The 16,430-nt window shown below is 69.3% G+C and carries 18 protein-coding genes; 11 read left to right on the top strand and 7 right to left on the bottom strand.

Annotated elements, in window-relative coordinates; translation table 11 throughout:
• Positions 1-11 precede the first annotated feature (11 nt).
• The 8 genes from HBH26_RS09395 (at position 12) to HBH26_RS09360 (ending at position 8,033) form a co-directional block, all read left to right on the top strand.
• A complete protein-coding gene (locus HBH26_RS09395) occupies positions 12-905 on the top strand; it encodes a hypothetical protein (protein WP_168134348.1) in 894 nt (297 codons plus the stop codon).
• A 72-nt stretch (positions 906-977) separates the two neighbouring features.
• The gene (locus HBH26_RS09390) at positions 978-1,976 is read left to right on the top strand and encodes a PhoH family protein (RefSeq protein WP_168134347.1); all 999 of its coding nucleotides are present in this window, start codon (positions 978-980) and stop codon (positions 1,974-1,976) included.
• 49 nt (positions 1,977-2,025) lie between these two features.
• Complete coding sequence (locus HBH26_RS09385) at positions 2,026-2,274, top strand: type II toxin-antitoxin system VapB family antitoxin (RefSeq protein WP_168134346.1); 249 nt, start codon at positions 2,026-2,028, stop codon at positions 2,272-2,274.
• Positions 2,271-2,666, top strand: a complete 396-nt coding sequence (locus HBH26_RS09380) for a type II toxin-antitoxin system VapC family toxin (RefSeq protein ID WP_168134345.1) — start codon at positions 2,271-2,273, stop codon at positions 2,664-2,666. The genes HBH26_RS09385 and HBH26_RS09380 overlap by 4 nt, the downstream gene beginning before the upstream one ends.
• A complete protein-coding gene (gene ybeY / locus HBH26_RS09375) occupies positions 2,663-3,175 on the top strand; it encodes an rRNA maturation RNase YbeY (RefSeq protein ID WP_168134344.1) in 513 nt (170 codons plus the stop codon). Before HBH26_RS09380 ends, ybeY begins: the two co-directional genes overlap by 4 nt.
• A 10-nt stretch (positions 3,176-3,185) precedes the next feature.
• Positions 3,186-4,097: a hemolysin family protein gene (locus tag HBH26_RS09370; protein WP_168134343.1), complete on the top strand. Its 912-nt coding sequence runs from the start codon at positions 3,186-3,188 to the stop codon at positions 4,095-4,097.
• 131 nt (positions 4,098-4,228) lie between these two features.
• Positions 4,229-6,424, top strand: coding sequence for a catalase/peroxidase HPI (gene katG, locus HBH26_RS09365; RefSeq protein ID WP_168134342.1), 2,196 nt, complete (start codon positions 4,229-4,231; stop codon positions 6,422-6,424).
• Between the two features lie 283 nt (positions 6,425-6,707).
• Complete coding sequence (locus HBH26_RS09360) at positions 6,708-8,033, top strand: PQQ-dependent sugar dehydrogenase (protein WP_168134341.1); 1,326 nt, start codon at positions 6,708-6,710, stop codon at positions 8,031-8,033.
• 55 nt (positions 8,034-8,088) lie between these two features.
• On the opposite strand, the gene HBH26_RS09355 is transcribed toward HBH26_RS09360, so the two are convergent.
• Both HBH26_RS09355 and HBH26_RS09350 read right to left on the bottom strand, forming a co-directional pair.
• Entirely contained in the window at positions 8,089-8,391 is a 303-nt protein-coding gene (locus HBH26_RS09355) for a polyhydroxyalkanoic acid system family protein (protein WP_168134340.1), read from the bottom strand.
• Complete coding sequence (locus HBH26_RS09350) at positions 8,388-8,819, bottom strand: VOC family protein (protein ID WP_168134339.1); 432 nt, start codon at positions 8,817-8,819, stop codon at positions 8,388-8,390. The genes HBH26_RS09355 and HBH26_RS09350 overlap by 4 nt, the downstream gene beginning before the upstream one ends.
• Before the next feature lie 161 nt (positions 8,820-8,980).
• On the opposite strand from HBH26_RS09350, the gene lnt reads away from it, so the two are divergent.
• Both lnt and metK read left to right on the top strand, forming a co-directional pair.
• Positions 8,981-10,510, top strand: coding sequence for an apolipoprotein N-acyltransferase (gene lnt / locus HBH26_RS09345; protein WP_168134338.1), 1,530 nt, complete (start codon positions 8,981-8,983; stop codon positions 10,508-10,510).
• Between the two features lie 49 nt (positions 10,511-10,559).
• On the top strand, positions 10,560-11,777 hold the full coding sequence (metK, locus tag HBH26_RS09340) for a methionine adenosyltransferase (protein ID WP_168134337.1): 1,218 nt from the start codon (positions 10,560-10,562) through the stop codon (positions 11,775-11,777).
• Positions 11,778-11,820: 43 nt separating this feature from the next.
• On the opposite strand, the gene HBH26_RS09335 is transcribed toward metK, so the two are convergent.
• Genes HBH26_RS09335 through modA form a run of 4 tightly spaced genes read right to left on the bottom strand, consistent with a single transcriptional unit; the run spans position 11,821 to position 14,199 of the window.
• Positions 11,821-12,168, bottom strand: a complete 348-nt coding sequence (locus HBH26_RS09335; protein ID WP_168134336.1) for a hypothetical protein — start codon at positions 12,166-12,168, stop codon at positions 11,821-11,823.
• A 9-nt stretch (positions 12,169-12,177) separates the two neighbouring features.
• Positions 12,178-12,783 carry an ATP-binding cassette domain-containing protein gene (locus HBH26_RS09330; RefSeq protein WP_168134335.1) on the bottom strand — a complete coding sequence of 202 codons (606 nt, stop codon included), beginning with the start codon at positions 12,781-12,783 and terminating at the stop codon, positions 12,178-12,180.
• Positions 12,773-13,441: a molybdate ABC transporter permease subunit gene (gene modB / locus HBH26_RS09325; RefSeq protein ID WP_168134334.1), complete on the bottom strand. Its 669-nt coding sequence runs from the start codon at positions 13,439-13,441 to the stop codon at positions 12,773-12,775. The genes HBH26_RS09330 and modB overlap by 11 nt, the downstream gene beginning before the upstream one ends.
• Positions 13,441-14,199, bottom strand: coding sequence for a molybdate ABC transporter substrate-binding protein (modA, locus tag HBH26_RS09320; protein ID WP_239024694.1), 759 nt, complete (start codon positions 14,197-14,199; stop codon positions 13,441-13,443). The genes modB and modA overlap by 1 nt, the downstream gene beginning before the upstream one ends.
• A gap of 152 nt (positions 14,200-14,351) precedes the next feature.
• On the opposite strand from modA, the gene HBH26_RS09315 reads away from it, so the two are divergent.
• On the top strand, positions 14,352-14,588 hold the full coding sequence (locus HBH26_RS09315; RefSeq protein ID WP_168134333.1) for a KTSC domain-containing protein: 237 nt from the start codon (positions 14,352-14,354) through the stop codon (positions 14,586-14,588).
• Here HBH26_RS09315 and lepA read toward each other — a convergent pair.
• On the bottom strand, positions 14,585-16,381 hold the full coding sequence (lepA, locus tag HBH26_RS09310) for a translation elongation factor 4 (protein ID WP_168134332.1): 1,797 nt from the start codon (positions 16,379-16,381) through the stop codon (positions 14,585-14,587). The two genes, HBH26_RS09315 and lepA, sit on opposite strands and share 4 nt — an antisense overlap.
• Between the last annotated feature and the right edge of the window lie 49 nt (positions 16,382-16,430).

Here is a 16,430-nt window from a genome sequence, read left to right as displayed (position 1 = left end):
TCGGCCGGACCATGTGCCCTGACCCCGTCACCGAACTGCCGCTGCGGGCGCTGTCCCACGGCCTTTCCGAGATGCAGTTCACCATGATCTCGGCCGCGCTGCCCTACGCCGGCGGCCGGATCGATCGCCTGCTGGTCTTCACGCTCCTCGCCCGGCGGACGCTGGACAGCGGCCGGCCGACGCCGGTCCTCTCGATCGCCAATTCGCTGGGGCTGCCGTTCGAGACGACGCGGCGGCACGTCGCCGCGCTGGCGGAGGCCGGCTGGTGCCGGCGCGATCGCGGCGGGGTTCTGTTCACCGGCTCGCTGGACGATGCACCGATGGACGTGCTCGCACCGCTGGCGCACGACTGCATGGTCCGCTTCATCGCCGACCTGGGCGCCACCGGGGCCCTGCCCTCGTTCCGCCGGTCGACGCGGCCCTATTCGTGGCGCGCGGGCTGGTTCACCGCGGTCGACATGATGCTGGCGGTGGTGGACTGCAACATCGGCACGCATCAGGACCGCGTGAACCTGGTGCTGTTCTCCACCATCCAGTGCGCGAACTACCGGCAGGTCGCGACCAATCCGGTGCTGACACGCCGGTATGCCGCGATGGGCACCACGCTGCCCGAGGCGTTGAAGGTGCCGCTCAGACCGCGGCGGCTGGGCGAGCTGCTGATGATGCCCAAGGCCACGGTTCGGCGGCGGCTCGACATCATGCTGCAGGAACAGGTGCAGCAGCTGCCCGACGGACTGGTCATCAACGAGGCGTTCCTGCGCAGCCCGCGGTCCATGGAAACGAAGGTCGCCATGTGGGCGAACCTGCGGCGGCTGATGGCCGGGCTGGCGATGCTCGGCTTCCCCTTCGACGATCCGGAATCCGCCTATGTCGTCGGACGCCCCGCGACGACGCCGATCGATTGACCGCGCGACGATCGTTCCGGTTGCATGGGCCCTGCGCGGTCCTACGTTGGGCGCCGTGATCGAAAGGACCGCATGAGTCGCAAGCCCGTACCCGCGCAGCATGGCGAGCGTTCGCGCGTCGAGCTGCTGTTCGACCGCCCCCAGCTGCTGGCGCAGCTCTTTGGCCAGTACGACCAGCATCTCGTCGCGCTGGAGAATCGCCTCGGCGTCTACATCACCGCGCGCGGCAACCGGGTCGGGCTGGAGGGCACCGCCGAGCAGGTGGCGATGGCGCGCGACGTGCTGAACGACCTCTACAAGCGCATCCAGCGCGGCGAGGACGTCGACGGGGGGCTGGTCGACGCGTCGATCGCGATGATGGCGGAACCCACGCTCGACGGCATCATCTCCGCGGAGAAGGGCGCCGCGCCCTCGGTGATGATCCGCACGCGCAAGAAGACGATCGTCCCGCGCACGCCGGCACAGGCGCATTACATGCGCGAGCTGACGACGCACGACATGATCTTCGCGCTGGGCCCTGCCGGCACGGGCAAGACCTATATCGCCGTCGCGCAGGCCGTCGCGCAGCTCATCACCGGCAGCGTCCAGCGCCTGATCCTGTCGCGCCCCGCGGTGGAGGCGGGCGAGCGGCTCGGCTTCCTGCCCGGTGACATGAAGGAGAAGGTCGATCCCTACCTCCGCCCGCTGTACGATGCCCTCTACGACTGCCTGCCGGCCGAGCAGGTGGAGCGGCGCATCGCCAGCGGCGAGATCGAGATCGCACCGATCGCCTTCATGCGCGGCCGCACGCTGGCCGACGCCTTCGTGATCCTGGACGAGGCGCAGAACACGACGCCCGCGCAGATGAAGATGTTCCTCACCCGCTTCGGCCAGAACAGCCGGATGGTGATCTGCGGCGACCCGAACCAGACCGACCTGCCCGGCGGCGTGGCGGCGAGCGGGCTGGCCGACGCGACCTACCGGTTGGAGGGCGTGGAGGGCATCTCGCTCTGCCGGTTCACCGCGGGCGACGTGGTGCGACACCCGATCGTCGGCCGGATCGTGGAGGCGTACGAGGGGGCGGATGCTTGACGGGGCAGGATATCCTTCCTAGCTTCGAAGGATATCCGGGGAGGCCGTCGTGGCGTCGCTCTACGTCAAGGATGAGGAAGCGAACGAACTCGCGACGCGGCTTGCGGCGCGGCGGGGCATATCGAAGACCGCGGCGGTGAAGCTGGCGCTGAGAGGCGAACTCGCTCGTGAGGAGCAAGTTGCGCCCTTGCGCGAGCGGATGGCGGCGTGGCGGAAGGCACATCCGCTCGGTGAACCGACCGGCCTGGAAGCCGACAAAGCCTTCTACGATTCCCTCAACGACGAGGACGACGATTGACGATCCTCGTCGATGCGTCGGCGATCGTCGCGATCATGAGCGGCGAACCTGAGGCAGACGCCTTCTCGGACGCGATCGAGCGGCATAATGATCGCTGCTACTGCGCCGTGGGTGCCTGGGAAGCCGCACGTGCGATTGCGAGAACGCGTACGGTCGGCTTGCGGGCGGCCAGCGACGCCGTCGCCAGCTTCGCCGTGGAGGCAGCCTTGCGGATGGTCGACATCGGGGAAGCGGAGAACCGCGCCGCCATCGACGCGCACGACCGCTACGGCAAGGGCCGTCACCCGGCCCGGCTCAACATGGGTGATTGTTTCGCCTATGCCTGTGCCGTGACCAACGATGCGAAATTGCTCTACAAGGGTGACGATTTCTCCCACACGGACCTCGCATGATCCACGTCGAACTCACCCGCGAAGATCCCTGGCCCGATGGCGGCCGCTGGGAGGAGATCGCCCTCGCCGCCACCCGCGCCGCGATCGCCCGAACACCGCATGGCGAGCTGCTGGCCACCCCGGCGCACGTCGAGGTCAGCGTGCGGCTCGCTTCGGACGAGGAGGTGCACACCCTGAACCGCCAGTATCGCGGCAAGGACAAGCCGACCAACGTGCTGTCCTTCCCCATGGTGCAGCCCGACCTGATCGCCACCGTCACGCAGAACAGCGACGACGGCGAGGTGCTGCTGGGCGACATCGTCCTCGCGCATGGCGTCTGCGCCGCCGAGGCGGCGGAGCGCGGCATCTCCGTCGATCATCATGCCACGCATCTGATGGTGCATGGCGCGCTGCATCTGCTAGGCTACGATCACCTGACCGACGACGAGGGGGACGCGATGGAGGAGATCGAGCGCGCCGCGCTGTCCGATCTCGGCATCGCCGACCCCTATCTGATCCGAGAGGACTGACCCAGCCATCATGGCCGAGGACCGAAGTACCGCCGGGAACGGCGACTCCCACGAAAGCGGCATCTGGACGGGGCTGCGCAACCTGATCTTCGGCGAACCGCAGGAAGATACCCTGCGCGACCAGCTGGAAGACGCGATCGACCGGCACGAGGGCGACCCCGCGCCCGACGCCAAGGGCGACCTGACCCCGCTGGAGCGGCAGATGGTCCGCAACCTCCTCCACTTCGGCGAGCGCGACGCGGGCGACGTCGGCGTGCCGCGCGCGGACGTGATCGCGGTGGAGGAGAAGACCAGCTTCGACCACCTGGTCCACCTGTTCGCGGAGGCCGGGCACAGCCGCCTGCCGGTCTATCGCGACAGCCTCGACGAGATCATCGGCATGGTCCACATCAAGGACGTGTTCGCGATCCTCGCCACCGGCGGCCCGCGGCCGGACGACATCGCGGCGCTGATCCGCCAGCCGCTCTACGTGCCGATGAGCCGCGGCGCGCTCGACCTCCTCGCCGACATGCGCCAGTCGCGCATCCACCTCGCCGTCGTGCTGGATGAATATTCGGGCACGGAGGGGCTCGTCACGATCGAGGACCTGATCGAGGAGATCGTCGGCGAGATCGAGGACGAGCACGACGAGGCGCCCGTGCTGCAACTGGTGCCGCTGGACGGCGGCGCGTGGGAAGCGGACGCGCGGGTCGAACTGGAGGATGTAGGTCGCGAGGTCGATCCGCGGCTGGCGGAGGCGGAAAGCGACGTCGACACGCTCGGTGGACTCGCCGCGGTGCTGGCGGGGCGGGTACCGCAGCCGGGCGACTGCATCGACCATCCCAGCGGCTGGCGGCTCGAGATCGTCGCCGCGGACGAGCGCCGCATCGACCGGCTGCGCCTCCACCCGCCCCGCCCGGTGCCCGAGGGCGTGGACGAGTAGTTCTGATCGCATCACTCGATCAACGCGCGCACCTTTTCGCGTTTTCCCGATCAATACACTTGGTCTAGTCCGTCGCCATGACCCCGTCACGCGAGAGCGATACGGGCAGCGGCTCAACTGGAGAGACAATCATGGACGCCATCACCGAAGGCAGCCCGATCAACGACCCGCAAAAGCAGCCCGCGGCGCTGCGCACGCTGCTGGGCCGCACCAACCGCGATTGGTGGCCGGAGCAGCTGAGCCTCGACATCCTGGCCCAGAACGGCGTGTCGCCGAACCCCTATGGCAAGGACTTCGACTATCGCGCCGAGTTCCAGAAGCTCGATTACTGGCAGGTCAAGAAGGACCTGACCGCGCTGATGACCGACAGCCAGCCGTGGTGGCCGGCCGATTACGGGCACTACGGTCCCTTTTTCATCCGCATGGCGTGGCATTCGGCCGGCACGTACCGCACCGGTGACGGGCGCGGCGGCTCGTCCTCCGGCTCGCAGCGGTTCGCTCCGCTCAATTCCTGGCCGGACAACGGCAATCTCGACAAGGCTCGCCGCCTGCTGTGGCCGATCAAGCAGAAGTACGGTCGCGCCTTGAGCTGGGCGGACCTGTTCATTCTGGCGGGCAACGTCGCCATCGAGTCGATGGGCGGGCCGGTGTTCGGCTTCTCGGGCGGGCGCGAGGACGTCTTCGAGCCGGAGAAGGACATCTACTGGGGCACCGAGGAGGAGTGGCTCGGCCAGACCCGCATCGACGACGAGGCGGGCCTCGCGATGGAGAGCCCGCTCGCGGCGATCCAGCACGGCCTCATCTACGTCAATCCGGAGGGGCCGGGCGGCAAGCCGGACACCAAGGGTTCCGCCCGCGACCTGCGCGAGACGTTCAAGCGCATGGCGATGAACGACGAGGAGACCGCGGCGCTCACCGCCGGCGGCCACACCTTCGGCAAGGCGCACGGCGCGGGCGACGCCTCGCTGGTCGGCCGGGAGCCGGAAGCCGCGGACATCGCGCAGATGGGCCTGGGCTGGGCCTCCACGCACGAGAGCGGCATGGGCGACCACACAATCACCTCGGGGATCGAGGGCGCGTGGACGCCGACGCCGACCAAGTGGGACATGACTTATTTCGACAACCTGCTCGACCATGAATACGAGCTGGTGAAGTCCCCCGCGGGCGCGAACCAGTGGCAGCCGGTCGGCAATCCGGAAGAGACGCAGGCTCCCGCCGCGCACACGCCGGGCAAGAAGGTGCCGACGATGATGACCACGGCGGACAAGGCGTTCAAGGACGACGCCGGCTACCGCCAGATCCTGGAGAAGTTCCGCGCCGATCCGGCGTACTTCTCCGATGCGTTCGCGCGCGCGTGGTTCAAGCTGTGCCATCGCGATCTTGGCCCGAAGACGCGGTACCTGGGGCCCGAGGCGCCGACCGAAGACCTGATCTGGCAGGATCCGATCCCCGCCGGCACGCCGCTGTCCGACGGCGACGTCGCCACGCTGAAGGAGAAGATCGCGGCGTCGGGCCTGACGATCGCGCAGCTGGTGAAGACCGCCTGGGCCTCGGCCTCCACCTATCGCGGTTCGGACCGTCGCGGCGGCGCGAACGGCGCGCGCATCCGGCTGGAGCCGCAGCGCAGCTGGGACGTCAACGAGCCGGAGCAGCTCGCCAAGGTGCTCGACGTGTACGAGGGCATCAAGGCGGACTTCGCCGGGACGGTGAGTATCGCCGACCTGATCGTGCTCGGCGGCAACCTGGGCATCGAGCAGGCGGCGAAGGCGGCCGGCCACGACGTGACCGTGCCGTTCACCTCGGGTCGCGGGGACGCGACGCAGGAGTGGACCGACGTCGAGAGCTTCGAGCCGCTGGAGCCCAAGGCCGACGGCTTCCGCAACTACCTGCAGGTCCGCTTCAACGTGCCGACGGAGGAGCTGCTGGTCGACCGCGCCCAGCTGATCGGCCTGTCCGCGCCGGAGATGGCGGTGCTGGTGGGCGGCCTGCGCGTGCTGGGCGTCAACCATGCCAAGGCGGAGAAGCACGGCGTGCTGACCGATCGTCCCGGGCAGCTGACCAACGACTTCTTCGTCAACCTGCTCGACATGGGCACGGCGTGGAAGCAGGTGAGCGAGGAGAGCGACCAGGAGTTCGTCGGCTCCGACCGCCACACCGGCGAGCAGAAGTGGACCGCGTCGCGCACCGACCTGGTGTTCGGCTCCAACTCGCAGCTGCGCGCCATCTCGGAGGTCTATGCCTGCGATGACGCCAAGGACACGTTCGTCGCCGAGTTCGTGCAGGCATGGGCTAAGGTTATGAATGCTGACCGTTTCGATCTGGCGTGACGGTCCGGCTTCCGCTAACGGGTAGCGGAATGGTTTGAGGAAGGGGCGTCGCACCGGTCGGTACGGCGCCCCTCCCCTCCGGAACCGGTTGAGTATGCCCCTCGGGTCGCACCTTGGGTCGGAAAGGCCGGAGGCCGTCGGCGTGCCCCCCACGTCGGCGGCCTAACTTTTTTCTGGCGTCCCGCGAGACGATCGCTGCGCGGACGGCTGCTCCCGACAGCCTGCGTCACGCGTTTCCACGCAGCCCGTGGCGCTTGTGCCGCCGGCGCGGTATCGGGACGCCATGCGCAAACACATCCTGGGCTTTCTCGCCTTCCTGCTCCTCATCGGCATCGCCGTGGTCGCCTGGCTCGCCTGGCCCGACAAGGCGCAGCTCGATCTCGCCGCGGTCACCGGCCAGCGTCCGCAGATCACCGCGCCGCGCGAGCAGGTGATCCCCACCGTCGGCACCGCGGAGCCGGTCGGCTGGCAGCAGGGGCAGACGCCGGTCGCCGCGCCGGGGCTGGCGGTGCGCGCCTTCGCCACGGGGCTCGACCACCCGCGCTGGCTCTACCGCCTGCCCAATGGCGACGTGCTGGTGGCGGAGAGCAACTCGCCTCCGCGCGAGGGCGGCGGAATCAAGGGCTGGGTCATGAAGGTGCTGATGGGCCGGGTCGGCGCGGGGGTGCCCTCCCCCAATCGAATCACGCTGCTGCGCGACGCGGATGGCGACGGCGTCGCCGAGACGCGCGGCGTCTTCATGACGGGGCTGAACTCGCCCTTCGGCATGACGCTGCTGAACGGGCAGCTCTACATCGCGAACACCGACGCGCTGGTGCGGGTGCCCTATCGCGGCGGCGAGACGCGGATCAGCGCGACGCCGGAGACGATCGTGCGCTATCCCGGCGGTGCGAACCATTGGACGCGCGGCCTCATCACCGCGGAAGACGGGCGCAGCCTCTACGTCTCGGTCGGCTCCTCCTCCAACGTGGCGGAGAACGGCGTGGCGGCGGAGCAGCGCCGCGCCGCCATCCTTCAGGTGTGGCCCGACGACAAGACCAGCCGCATCTACGCCGCCGGCCTGCGCAACCCCGTGGGCATGGCGCTGGAGCCGTCGACCAAGGCGCTGTGGACGGTGGTGAACGAGCGCGACATGCTCGGTTCCGATATCGTGCCCGATTACCTGACGGCGGTGGAGCTGGGCGACCATTTCGGTTGGCCGTGGTTCTACTGGGGCGGCTACGTCGACCCGCGGGTGGAGCCGAAGAACCCGCAGCTTCAGCAATATTCAAAGCGGCCGGACTATGCGCTGGGGCCGCACGTGGCTGCGCTGGGGCTGACCTTCGCCGACGGGCTGAAGCTGGGCGGGCGGTTCCAGCGCGGCGCCTTCGTCGGTGAGCACGGATCGTGGAACCGCAAGCCGCTGTCGGGCTACAAGGTGGTGTTCGTGCCGTTCACGCCGCAGGGCTGGCCGATGAAGGGCGCGAAGCCGATCGACGTGCTGTCGGGCTTCCTCGTAGACGGCAAGGCGCGGGGCCGTCCCGTCGGTGTGATCGCGGACCGGACCGGCGGGCTGCTGGTGGCCGACGATGTCGGCAACGCGATCTGGCGGGTCAGCGCGGCGCGCTAGACCCGAACCGTTCGTACCGAGCCTGTCGACGCTCAGTCGACCGTGGGCAGGTCGCTTACTCCAGCAGCTTCGGCCCGTCCTTCTGCAGCTTCGCGCGAAGCGGCTCGGCGAACATCTGCAGGAAGGCGGGCAGGACGAAGGTGGCGTGGACGTTGGTGTCGGCGACGTCCAGCGTCACTGCCACGCGCTGCCCCATGCCCTCCACGGTGAAATCCAGCCGGTCGCCGGTCCAGCGATGCTCGGTTACCGCGCCGCCGGGGATGTAGCTCGCCATCTTGCCGAACCCGCCATCGATCCGCGCGCGCGCGGCGTCGCGGCCCAGCTTGTGCGGAAGGTCGATCTCGATCGGGCGGCTCATCGTGGCTCCTCCGTGGCGAACAGCATGGTGTCGTCGGCGAACGCCTTGAACTCCAGCGCGTTGCCGCTGGGATCGCGAAAGAACATCGTCGCCTGCTCCCCCGGTTTCCCCTTGAAGCGGACGTGCGGCGCGATGCCGAAGGGCACGCCGGCCGCCTCCACCCGCGTCGCCAGCGCCTGCCAGTCGGCCATCGTCAGCACGATGCCGAAATGCGGCACCGGCACGTGATGGCCGTCCACCTCGTTGGCAACCGCGACCGGTTTCGCAGCGGGGTCGAGGTGCGCGACGATCTGGTGTCCGCCGAAGTCGAAGTCGATCCACTGCCCGCTCGACCGCCCTTCGGCACAGCCGAGCACGTCGCGATAGAAGGCGCGCGCGGCGTCGAGGTCGTGGACGGGGAAAGCGAGATGGAAGGGGCGGAGTGTCATGGCGCTCTCATACACTATCCTCCCGGGCTCGGGGAGGGGGACCGTTCACGCAGCGAATGGTGAAGGGGGTGGCCACAAGCGTGACATTCGTGGCGCCCCGCCTCCACCAGCGTCGCTGGTCCCCCTCCCCGTACCGGGGAGGATAGGCTAGGTCGCGGCCCATGCGCTTTCCCGCCCCGCTCTCCCTGCTCCTCGGCGTCGTCACCGCCTGCGCCTTCGCGCCGCTCGACCTGTGGTGGCTCGCCCTGCCCGCGCTCGCCGCGTGGATGTGGCTGGTCCACGCCGCCCCCTCGGCGCGTCAGGCATTGTGGCGCGGCTACGCCTTCGGCGTCGGCCATTTCACGATCAACGACAATTGGTTCCAGCACGCCTTCACCTTTCAGGACAAGATGCCGGCGGAGCTGGGCTATATCGCCCCGTTCGCGCTGGCGCTGTACCTCGCCGTCTATCCCGCGCTCGCGGCAGGGCTGGCGTGGCGGATGCGGCGCGAGCGGGTCGACACGGCGTGGGTGCTGTTCTTCGCCGCCGCCTGGATGCTCGGCGAGTGGCTGCGCAGCTGGGTCTTTACCGGTTATGCGTGGGATCCGCTGGGCGTTGCCTGGCTCGGGCTGCCGATCCCGCATGTCGCGCTGCTGGGGCGCGAGATCGGCACCTACGCGCTGTCCGCGCTGTTCGTGGCGGCGGCCGGCGCGCTGCTTCTTCTCCTCGCACGCCGACGCTGGCCGCTCGCCGCCGCGATCGTCGCGCTGGTCGCCGTTCAGGTCGTCCGCGGCACGCCCGCACTGCCCCCGCCCCCCGCCGGTGCCCCGCGGCTGGTCGTCGTCCAGCCCAACGTGCCGCAGGACCAGCGCGGCGAGAGCGATCAGGAGATGATGCTGGCGCGGCTCACCCGCCTGTCCGGGCGCCCGGCCGCGGTGCCGCGGCTGGTGCTGTGGCCGGAAGGGGTGATGCGCAACCTGATCGAGGGCGGCTATCCGTTGTGGGTGTATGGCGCGACCAGTCCGTGGGCGACGCGCGCGCGACTGGCATCGGTGCTCGGACCGCGCGACATCCTGATGACCGGGGGCGATGCGCTGCAATTCGACGCGCGTGGCGATGTGGTCGCCGCGACAAACTCGGTTTTCGCCTTGAACAGCGGGCGACAGGTGGAGATGCGCTACGACAAGTCGCATCTCGTACCTTATGGCGAATACCTGCCGATGCCGTGGCTGCTGAAGCCGCTCGGCCTCGCCCGGCTGGTGCCAGGAGAGATGGACTTCCTTCCCGGGCCAGGGCCGGAGACCAGCGACCTTCCGCTGTTCGGCCCCGTGGCGGTGCAAATCTGCTACGAGATCATCTTCTCCGGCGAAGTCATCGACCGGGACCATCGCCCCCTGCTGCTGTTCAATCCGTCCAACGACGCCTGGTTCGGCTCCTGGGGCCCGCCGCAGCACCTGCGCCAGGCGCAGATGCGTGCGATTGAGGAGGGCGTGCCGGTCGCGCGCTCTACGCCAAACGGCATTTCTGCGGTGATCGCGGCGGACGGACGGGTGCTGGCGCAGGTGCCGCACAAGGTCGCCGGCGCGATCGACGTGCCGATCCCACCAGCGCTGCCGCCCACACATTTTTCGCGCATCGGTAATTGGGCGGCGCTGATCGTCGGCATCGCGCTGGTCGCCGCGGCGATTGCCTTGCGGCGGCGGGCGCGATAGGGGAACACATAAAGTTATCTTTATATCGTTATCTGTTCGCGGAGCCTCCATGCCCCAGTCTTTCCTGTTCACCTCCGAATCCGTGTCCGAGGGCCATCCCGACAAGGTCGCGGACCAGATCTCCGACGCCATCGTCGACCTGTTCCTGTCGAAGGACCCGCAGGGGCGCGTGGCATGCGAGACGCTGACGACGACGCAGCTGGTCGTCCTGGCCGGCGAGATCCGCGGCAAGGGCGTGTACGAGAACGGCCAGTGGGCGCCGGGCGTGGAGCAGGAGATCGAGGACACCGTCCGCGCCACGGTGAAGCGCATCGGCTACGCCCAGTCCGGCTTCCACTGGAACGAGTTCGTCTTCCAGAACAACCTGCACGGCCAGTCGGCGCACATCGCGATGGGCGTGGACGAGAGCGGCAACAAGGACGAGGGCGCCGGCGACCAGGGCATCATGTTCGGCTACGCCACCGACGAGACCCCAGGCCTGATGCCCGCCACGCTCTACTACAGCCACAAGATCCTCGAGCGGATGGCCGCCGACCGTCACTCGGGCGCGGCGCCCTTCCTCGAGCCGGACGCGAAGAGCCAGGTGACGCTCGCCTATGAGAACGAGCAGCCGGTCAAGGCGACCGCGCTGGTCGTCTCGACGCAGCACGCGCCCGGCTATTGCGAGAAGGGCGACAACGCCGATGCCGCGAAATACGCGGTGCTGCGCGACTACGTGATGCAGGTGTTCCGCGACGTCCTGCCCGACGGGTTCATCGATGGCGACACGAAGGTCTACATCAACCCGACCGGCCAGTTCGAGATCGGCGGGCCGGACGGCGACGCCGGGCTGACCGGGCGCAAGATCATCGTCGACACCTACGGCGGCGCGGCGCCGCACGGTGGCGGCGCGTTCAGCGGCAAGGACCCGACGAAGGTCGACCGCTCCGCCGCCTATGTTGCGCGCTACCTGGCGAAGAACGTGGTCGCCGCGGGCCTGGCGCGTCGCTGCACGATCCAGCTGTCCTACGCCATCGGCATCGCCGAGCCGCTGTCGGTCTACGTCGACCTGCACGGCACCGGCACGGTGGCGGAGGCGAAGCTGGAGACGGCGCTGCCGCAGCTGGTGCGCCTGACGCCCAAGGGCATCCGCGAGCACCTGAAGCTGAACGCGCCGATCTACTCGAAGACCGCCGCCTACGGCCATTTCGGCCGCGAGCCGGAGGGCGATCTGTTCACCTGGGAAAAGACCGACCTGGTTGACGCACTGAAGGCCGCGGTCGCCTGATCCCCTTCCCCGTGCTCCCGCTCGCGCGGGAGCACGGGCGCGGTCATGCGACCGCCGCGCGCACCCGCCGCGTCAGCATCGCAACTTCGGCGAACAGCGCCTCGTCCACTACCTTGAAGTTGAAGCAGGTCTTGCCCTGCCGCCGCTTCGTCAGCGCGTCGGACAGTCCCTCGGTCAGCGCGGGCGCGTCGTAGAGCGGAATCAGGTGATAGGCGACGTAGCTCTTCTTCAGCGTCACCGTCCCGAACCAGCCCGGCTGCCTTGTCTTCGCGTCCAGCACAGGCGTGCGCACCTCCAGGTCGCCCGGCAGGTCGCGCGCGACGGTCAGGTCGCCTGCCGCCTCCAGCATGATCGCCCGCAGACCCGCGTACACCTCGTCGAAGCCCGGCATGTCCGCCTCCTATCCCACGCGCACCACGCGGTCGCCCAGCCGGTCCGCCTCGGCCGCGTCGTGCGTCACCAGCAGGATCGGCAGCCCGGCCGCGTCGCGCACTCGCTCGATCGCGCGCGTCGCCTCCTCGCGCCGGTCGGCGTCGAGCGAGGATAGCGGCTCGTCCAGCAACAGAAAGTCCGGATCGGCCAGCAGCGCGCGGCCGATCGCCACGCGCCGCGCCTCGCCGCCCGACAGGCTGCGCGGCCAGCGGCCCAGCAGCGGCGCGATGTCGAGCGTCGCCGCCACCTCCGCCAGCCGCGCGTCGCTCCGCGCGCCGTACAGCAGGTTGGCGCGCACGCGCCGGTGCGGGAAGAGGCGCGCGTCCTGGAAGACGTAGCCCGCGCGCCGGCGCTCGGGCGGCAGGTCGATCCCCGCCGCGTGGTCGAACAGGGTGCGCTCGGCGACCCGCACGTGGCCCGCCGCGGGCCGCAACAGGCCGGCGATCATGTCCAGCGTGCTGGTCTTGCCCGCGCCCGAAGGGCCGAAGAGGATGGTGACGCCGCCCCCCGCGGCGAAGGCGACGTGGAGGTCGCGCCCGCCGCGCCGCACCGTTACGTCGACGTCAAAGGACATGCACCCCCCTGCCCGCGCGCCGCGCCAGTGCCTCCGACGCGACCAGCGCGGCGAGGCTGAGGGCGACGGAAACGGCGGCGAGCCGCCACACCAGCGCCTCGCCACCGGGACGCTGGAGCGCGGCGTAGATGGCGAGCGGGAGCGTCTGCGTCTCGCCCGGCACGTTCGAGACGAAGGTGATCGTCGCGCCGAACTCCCCCAGCGACCGCGCGAAGCCCAGCATCGCACCGGCCAGCACGCCGGGCAGCGCGAGCGGCAGCGTAACGGTGGCATAGGCGCGCCAGCGCGATGCGCCGAGCGTGCGCGCCGCCTGCTCCAGCCGGCGGTCCACCCCCTCGATCGACAGCCGCATCGCGCGCACCATCAGCGGCAAGGCCATGACTGCGGCAGCGATCGCGGCGCCAGTCCACCGGAAAAGGACGCGGTCGCCGATGGACCCCAGCGGCCCCTCGGGCGCGAAGGCGATCAGCAGCAGCCAGCCGGTGACGACCGGCGGCACGACGAGCGGCAGGTGGACGAGCCCGTCGAGCAGCACCTTCCCCGGAAACCGCCAGCGCGCCAGCACCCAGGCGAGCGCGAAGGCGACGGGCAATGCCGCCGCGGTCGCGACCAGCCCGACCAGCAGGGACAGCCGGACGATCCCGGCGACATCCTCCATCAGCGCCGCGCGAACCCGCGCCGCGCGAGGATCGCCTGCCCGCGCGTCGACAGCAGGAAGCGGCGGAAGCCCTCCGCCTCGTCGGAGGCCGACAGCCGCGCGACCGGGTAGACGATGGGCACGTGGCTGGTGGCGGGGAAGTAGCCGGCGATCGCCACGCCACGCGCCGCCCGCGCATCCGTGGCGTAGACGACGCCGTACGGCGCGGCGCCACGCTCGACCAGCGCCAGCGCGGCGCGGACGTTCTCCGCCCGCACCACGCGCGGCGCGACCGCCTCCCACGCACCCAGCCTGGTCAGCGCAGCGCGGCCGTAGCGGCCGGCGGGCACGCTATCCGGATCGGCCATCGCCAGCGGCCCCGCCGCCAGCACCCGCGCCAGCGCGGCCCCGCGCAACGTGCCGAGCCTGGGACCGCCGACCCGCCCCACGACGACCAGCCGGTTGCGCGCCAGCGTCGCACGCGTGCCCGCGACGATCAGGCCCTTCGCCGCCACCGCATCCATCCACTCCGCGTCGGCGGAGACGAACAGGTCGGCGCGCGCTCCGGCCATCACCTGCCGCGCGAGCGCGGACGAAGCGGCGTATGACAGCACCGGGCGGGCGTGCCCCTGCGCGCGCCAGGCGTCTGCGGCGTCGGTCAGCGCCTCCTGCATGCTCGCCGCCGCCAGCACGAGCGGCCCGCGCCGCTGCGCGGTCGCGGAGGTGGCGATCAGGCCGAGGAGGAGCGAGAGAAGGAAGCAGATCCGGCGCATCGTCATGGCTCATCGCATTCTCGCAACGGAGAAACAACGCGGCAGCCCCTCCATGCGTCTGTCGGCGGCTCCAGCGATGGACGATTCGCTTCGCCGTAAATCCGATTCGCGTCGGCGCAGGCGCAGGAACGCGCGAGTCGGTCGCTCGTCGCGGCAGGATGCGTGCCCGCCGGCTGAAGTCCTCGCTGATCGATCGCGTCGTGTTCGACGACGAGGCGGAGACGCTGCGCGTGTCGTTCCGCGGGTCGGGGCGCAGCTACACCTATTTCGGCGTGCCCCGCGCGATCTACGACGCGCTGACGACGGCCCGATCCGCGGGACGCTTCTTCAACGAGGCGATCCGCGGACATTTCGCGGTCCAATCAAATCGGCGGCGGTACCCGTTGGAAAGCTAGTTCTCGTCGCCCATCCGCAGCGCCGCGATGAAGGCCTCCTGCGGGATCTGCACCGAGCCGTACTCGCGCATCTTCAGCTTACCTTTCTTCTGTTTTTCCAGCAGCTTGCGCTTTCTCGTTATGTCGCCGCCGTAGCATTTGGCGGTCACGTCCTTGCGCATCGCGCTGATCGTCTCGCGCGCGATCACCTTCCCGCCGATCGCCGCCTGGATCGGAATCTTGAACAGGTGGCGCGGGATCAGTTCCTTCAGCCGCTCGCACATGCCGCGCCCGCGCGTCTCCGCCGTGCCGCGGTGAACGATCATGCTGAGCGCGTCGACGGGCTCCTCGTTCACAAGGATGCTCATCTTCACCAGGTCGCCCTCGCGATGGCCAATCTGGTGATAGTCGAAGCTGGCATAGCCCTTCGACAGCGATTTCAGCCGGTCGTAGAAGTCGAACACGACCTCGTTCAGCGGCAGCTCGTAAGTCGCCTGCGCACGTCCGCCGACGTAGGTCAGGTTCTTCTGAATGCCGCGCCGATCCTGGCACAGCTTCAGGATCGAGCCGAGATACTCGTCCGGCACGTAGATCACCGCCTCGATCCACGGCTCGCTGATCGACGCGATCCTGTTCGGATCGGGCATGTCGGCGGGGTTGTGCAGGTCGATGTGGCCGCCGTTGTGGGTCAGCTCGATCTGATAGACCACGCTCGGCGCGGTGGTGATGAGGTCGAGGTCGTACTCGCGCGTCAGCCGTTCCTGGATGATCTCTAGGTGGAGGAGGCCGAGGAAGCCGCAGCGGAAGCCGAAGCCCAGCGCCGCGCTCGTCTCCATCTCGAACGAGAAGCTGGCGTCGTTCAGCCGCAGCTTCGAGATGCTCTCACGAAGCTTCTCGAAGTCGTTGGCGTCGACGGGAAACAGCCCGCAGAAGACGACCGGCTGCACTTCCTTGAAGCCCGGCAGCGCCGCCGCCGCCGGCTTCTTCGCGTCGGTCAGCGTGTCGCCGACGCGGGCCTGCGCCACGTCCTTGATCTGCGCGGTGATGAAGCCGATCTCGCCGGGCCCCAGCTCGGCCAGCTGCTCGATCTTCGGGCGGAAGCAGCCGACGCGGTCGATCAGGTGCGTCGTACCCGCCTGCATGAAGCTGACCTGCTGCCCCTTCTTCAACACGCCGTCCATCACGCGGACGAGGATCATGACGCCGAGGTATGGATCGTACCACGAATCGACCAGCATCGCCTTCAGCGGCGCAGCGGCGTCCCCCTTGGGCGCGGGGATGCGCTCCACCACCGCGTCGAGGATCTCCTCGATACCGATGCCCGACTTGGCGCTGGCGAGGACGGCGTGGCTCGCGTCCAGGCCGATCACGTCCTCGATCTCCTGCCGCACCTTCTCCGGCTCCGCGGCGGGCAGGTCGATCTTGTTGATGACGGGCAGGATTTCGTGGTCGTGCTCGATCGACTGGTAGACGTTGGCCAGCGTCTGCGCCTCCACGCCCTGTGCGGCGTCGACGACCAGCAGCGCGCCCTCGCACGCCGCCAGCGATCGCGAGACCTCGTAGGCGAAGTCGACGTGGCCGGGCGTGTCCATCAGGTTCAGGACATGGCCCTTCCATTCCAGGCGCACGGTCTGCGCCTTGATGGTGATGCCGCGCTCCTTCTCGATCTCCATGTTGTCGAGCACCTGCGCGCTCATCTCGCGGTCGGACAGGCCGCCGGTGCGCTGGATCAGCCGGTCGGCCAGCGTCGACTTGCCGTGGTCGATATGCGCGATGATGGAGAAGTTGCGGATCTTGTCGAGCGGAGTGGCCATGCCGCGCGCCGTAGCGAAGGCGGTGCGCTCTTTCCAGCGTCGCGCATAA

It is taken from the genome of Sphingomonas corticis, assembly GCF_012035195.1.
GTDB lineage: Bacteria > Pseudomonadota > Alphaproteobacteria > Sphingomonadales > Sphingomonadaceae > Sphingomonas > Sphingomonas corticis.
This window is presented reverse-complemented; position numbering and strand designations above follow the sequence as displayed.

What these genes read in the sequence shown, in the direction of transcription:
- HBH26_RS09395 (WP_168134348.1), top strand. Translation starts at nt 12, where the DNA reads ATGTGCCCTGACCCCGTCACCGAACTGCCGCTGCGGGCGCTGTCCCAC.
- HBH26_RS09390 (WP_168134347.1), top strand. Translation starts at nt 978, where the DNA reads ATGAGTCGCAAGCCCGTACCCGCGCAGCATGGCGAGCGTTCGCGCGTC.
- ybeY (WP_168134344.1), top strand. Translation starts at nt 2,663, where the DNA reads ATGATCCACGTCGAACTCACCCGCGAAGATCCCTGGCCCGATGGCGGC.
- HBH26_RS09370 (WP_168134343.1), top strand. Translation starts at nt 3,186, where the DNA reads ATGGCCGAGGACCGAAGTACCGCCGGGAACGGCGACTCCCACGAAAGC.
- katG (WP_168134342.1), top strand. Translation starts at nt 4,229, where the DNA reads ATGGACGCCATCACCGAAGGCAGCCCGATCAACGACCCGCAAAAGCAG.
- HBH26_RS09360 (WP_168134341.1), top strand. Translation starts at nt 6,708, where the DNA reads ATGCGCAAACACATCCTGGGCTTTCTCGCCTTCCTGCTCCTCATCGGC.
- HBH26_RS09355 (WP_168134340.1), bottom strand. Translation starts at nt 8,391, where the DNA reads ATGAGCCGCCCGATCGAGATCGACCTTCCGCACAAGCTGGGCCGCGAC.
- HBH26_RS09350 (WP_168134339.1), bottom strand. Translation starts at nt 8,819, where the DNA reads ATGACACTCCGCCCCTTCCATCTCGCTTTCCCCGTCCACGACCTCGAC.
- lnt (WP_168134338.1), top strand. Translation starts at nt 8,981, where the DNA reads ATGCGCTTTCCCGCCCCGCTCTCCCTGCTCCTCGGCGTCGTCACCGCC.
- metK (WP_168134337.1), top strand. Translation starts at nt 10,560, where the DNA reads ATGCCCCAGTCTTTCCTGTTCACCTCCGAATCCGTGTCCGAGGGCCAT.
- HBH26_RS09335 (WP_168134336.1), bottom strand. Translation starts at nt 12,168, where the DNA reads ATGCCGGGCTTCGACGAGGTGTACGCGGGTCTGCGGGCGATCATGCTG.
- HBH26_RS09330 (WP_168134335.1), bottom strand. Translation starts at nt 12,783, where the DNA reads ATGTCCTTTGACGTCGACGTAACGGTGCGGCGCGGCGGGCGCGACCTC.
- modB (WP_168134334.1), bottom strand. Translation starts at nt 13,441, where the DNA reads ATGGAGGATGTCGCCGGGATCGTCCGGCTGTCCCTGCTGGTCGGGCTG.
- modA (WP_239024694.1), bottom strand. Translation starts at nt 14,199, where the DNA reads ATGACGATGCGCCGGATCTGCTTCCTTCTCTCGCTCCTCCTCGGCCTG.
- HBH26_RS09315 (WP_168134333.1), top strand. Translation starts at nt 14,352, where the DNA reads ATGCGTGCCCGCCGGCTGAAGTCCTCGCTGATCGATCGCGTCGTGTTC.
- lepA (WP_168134332.1), bottom strand. Translation starts at nt 16,381, where the DNA reads ATGGCCACTCCGCTCGACAAGATCCGCAACTTCTCCATCATCGCGCAT.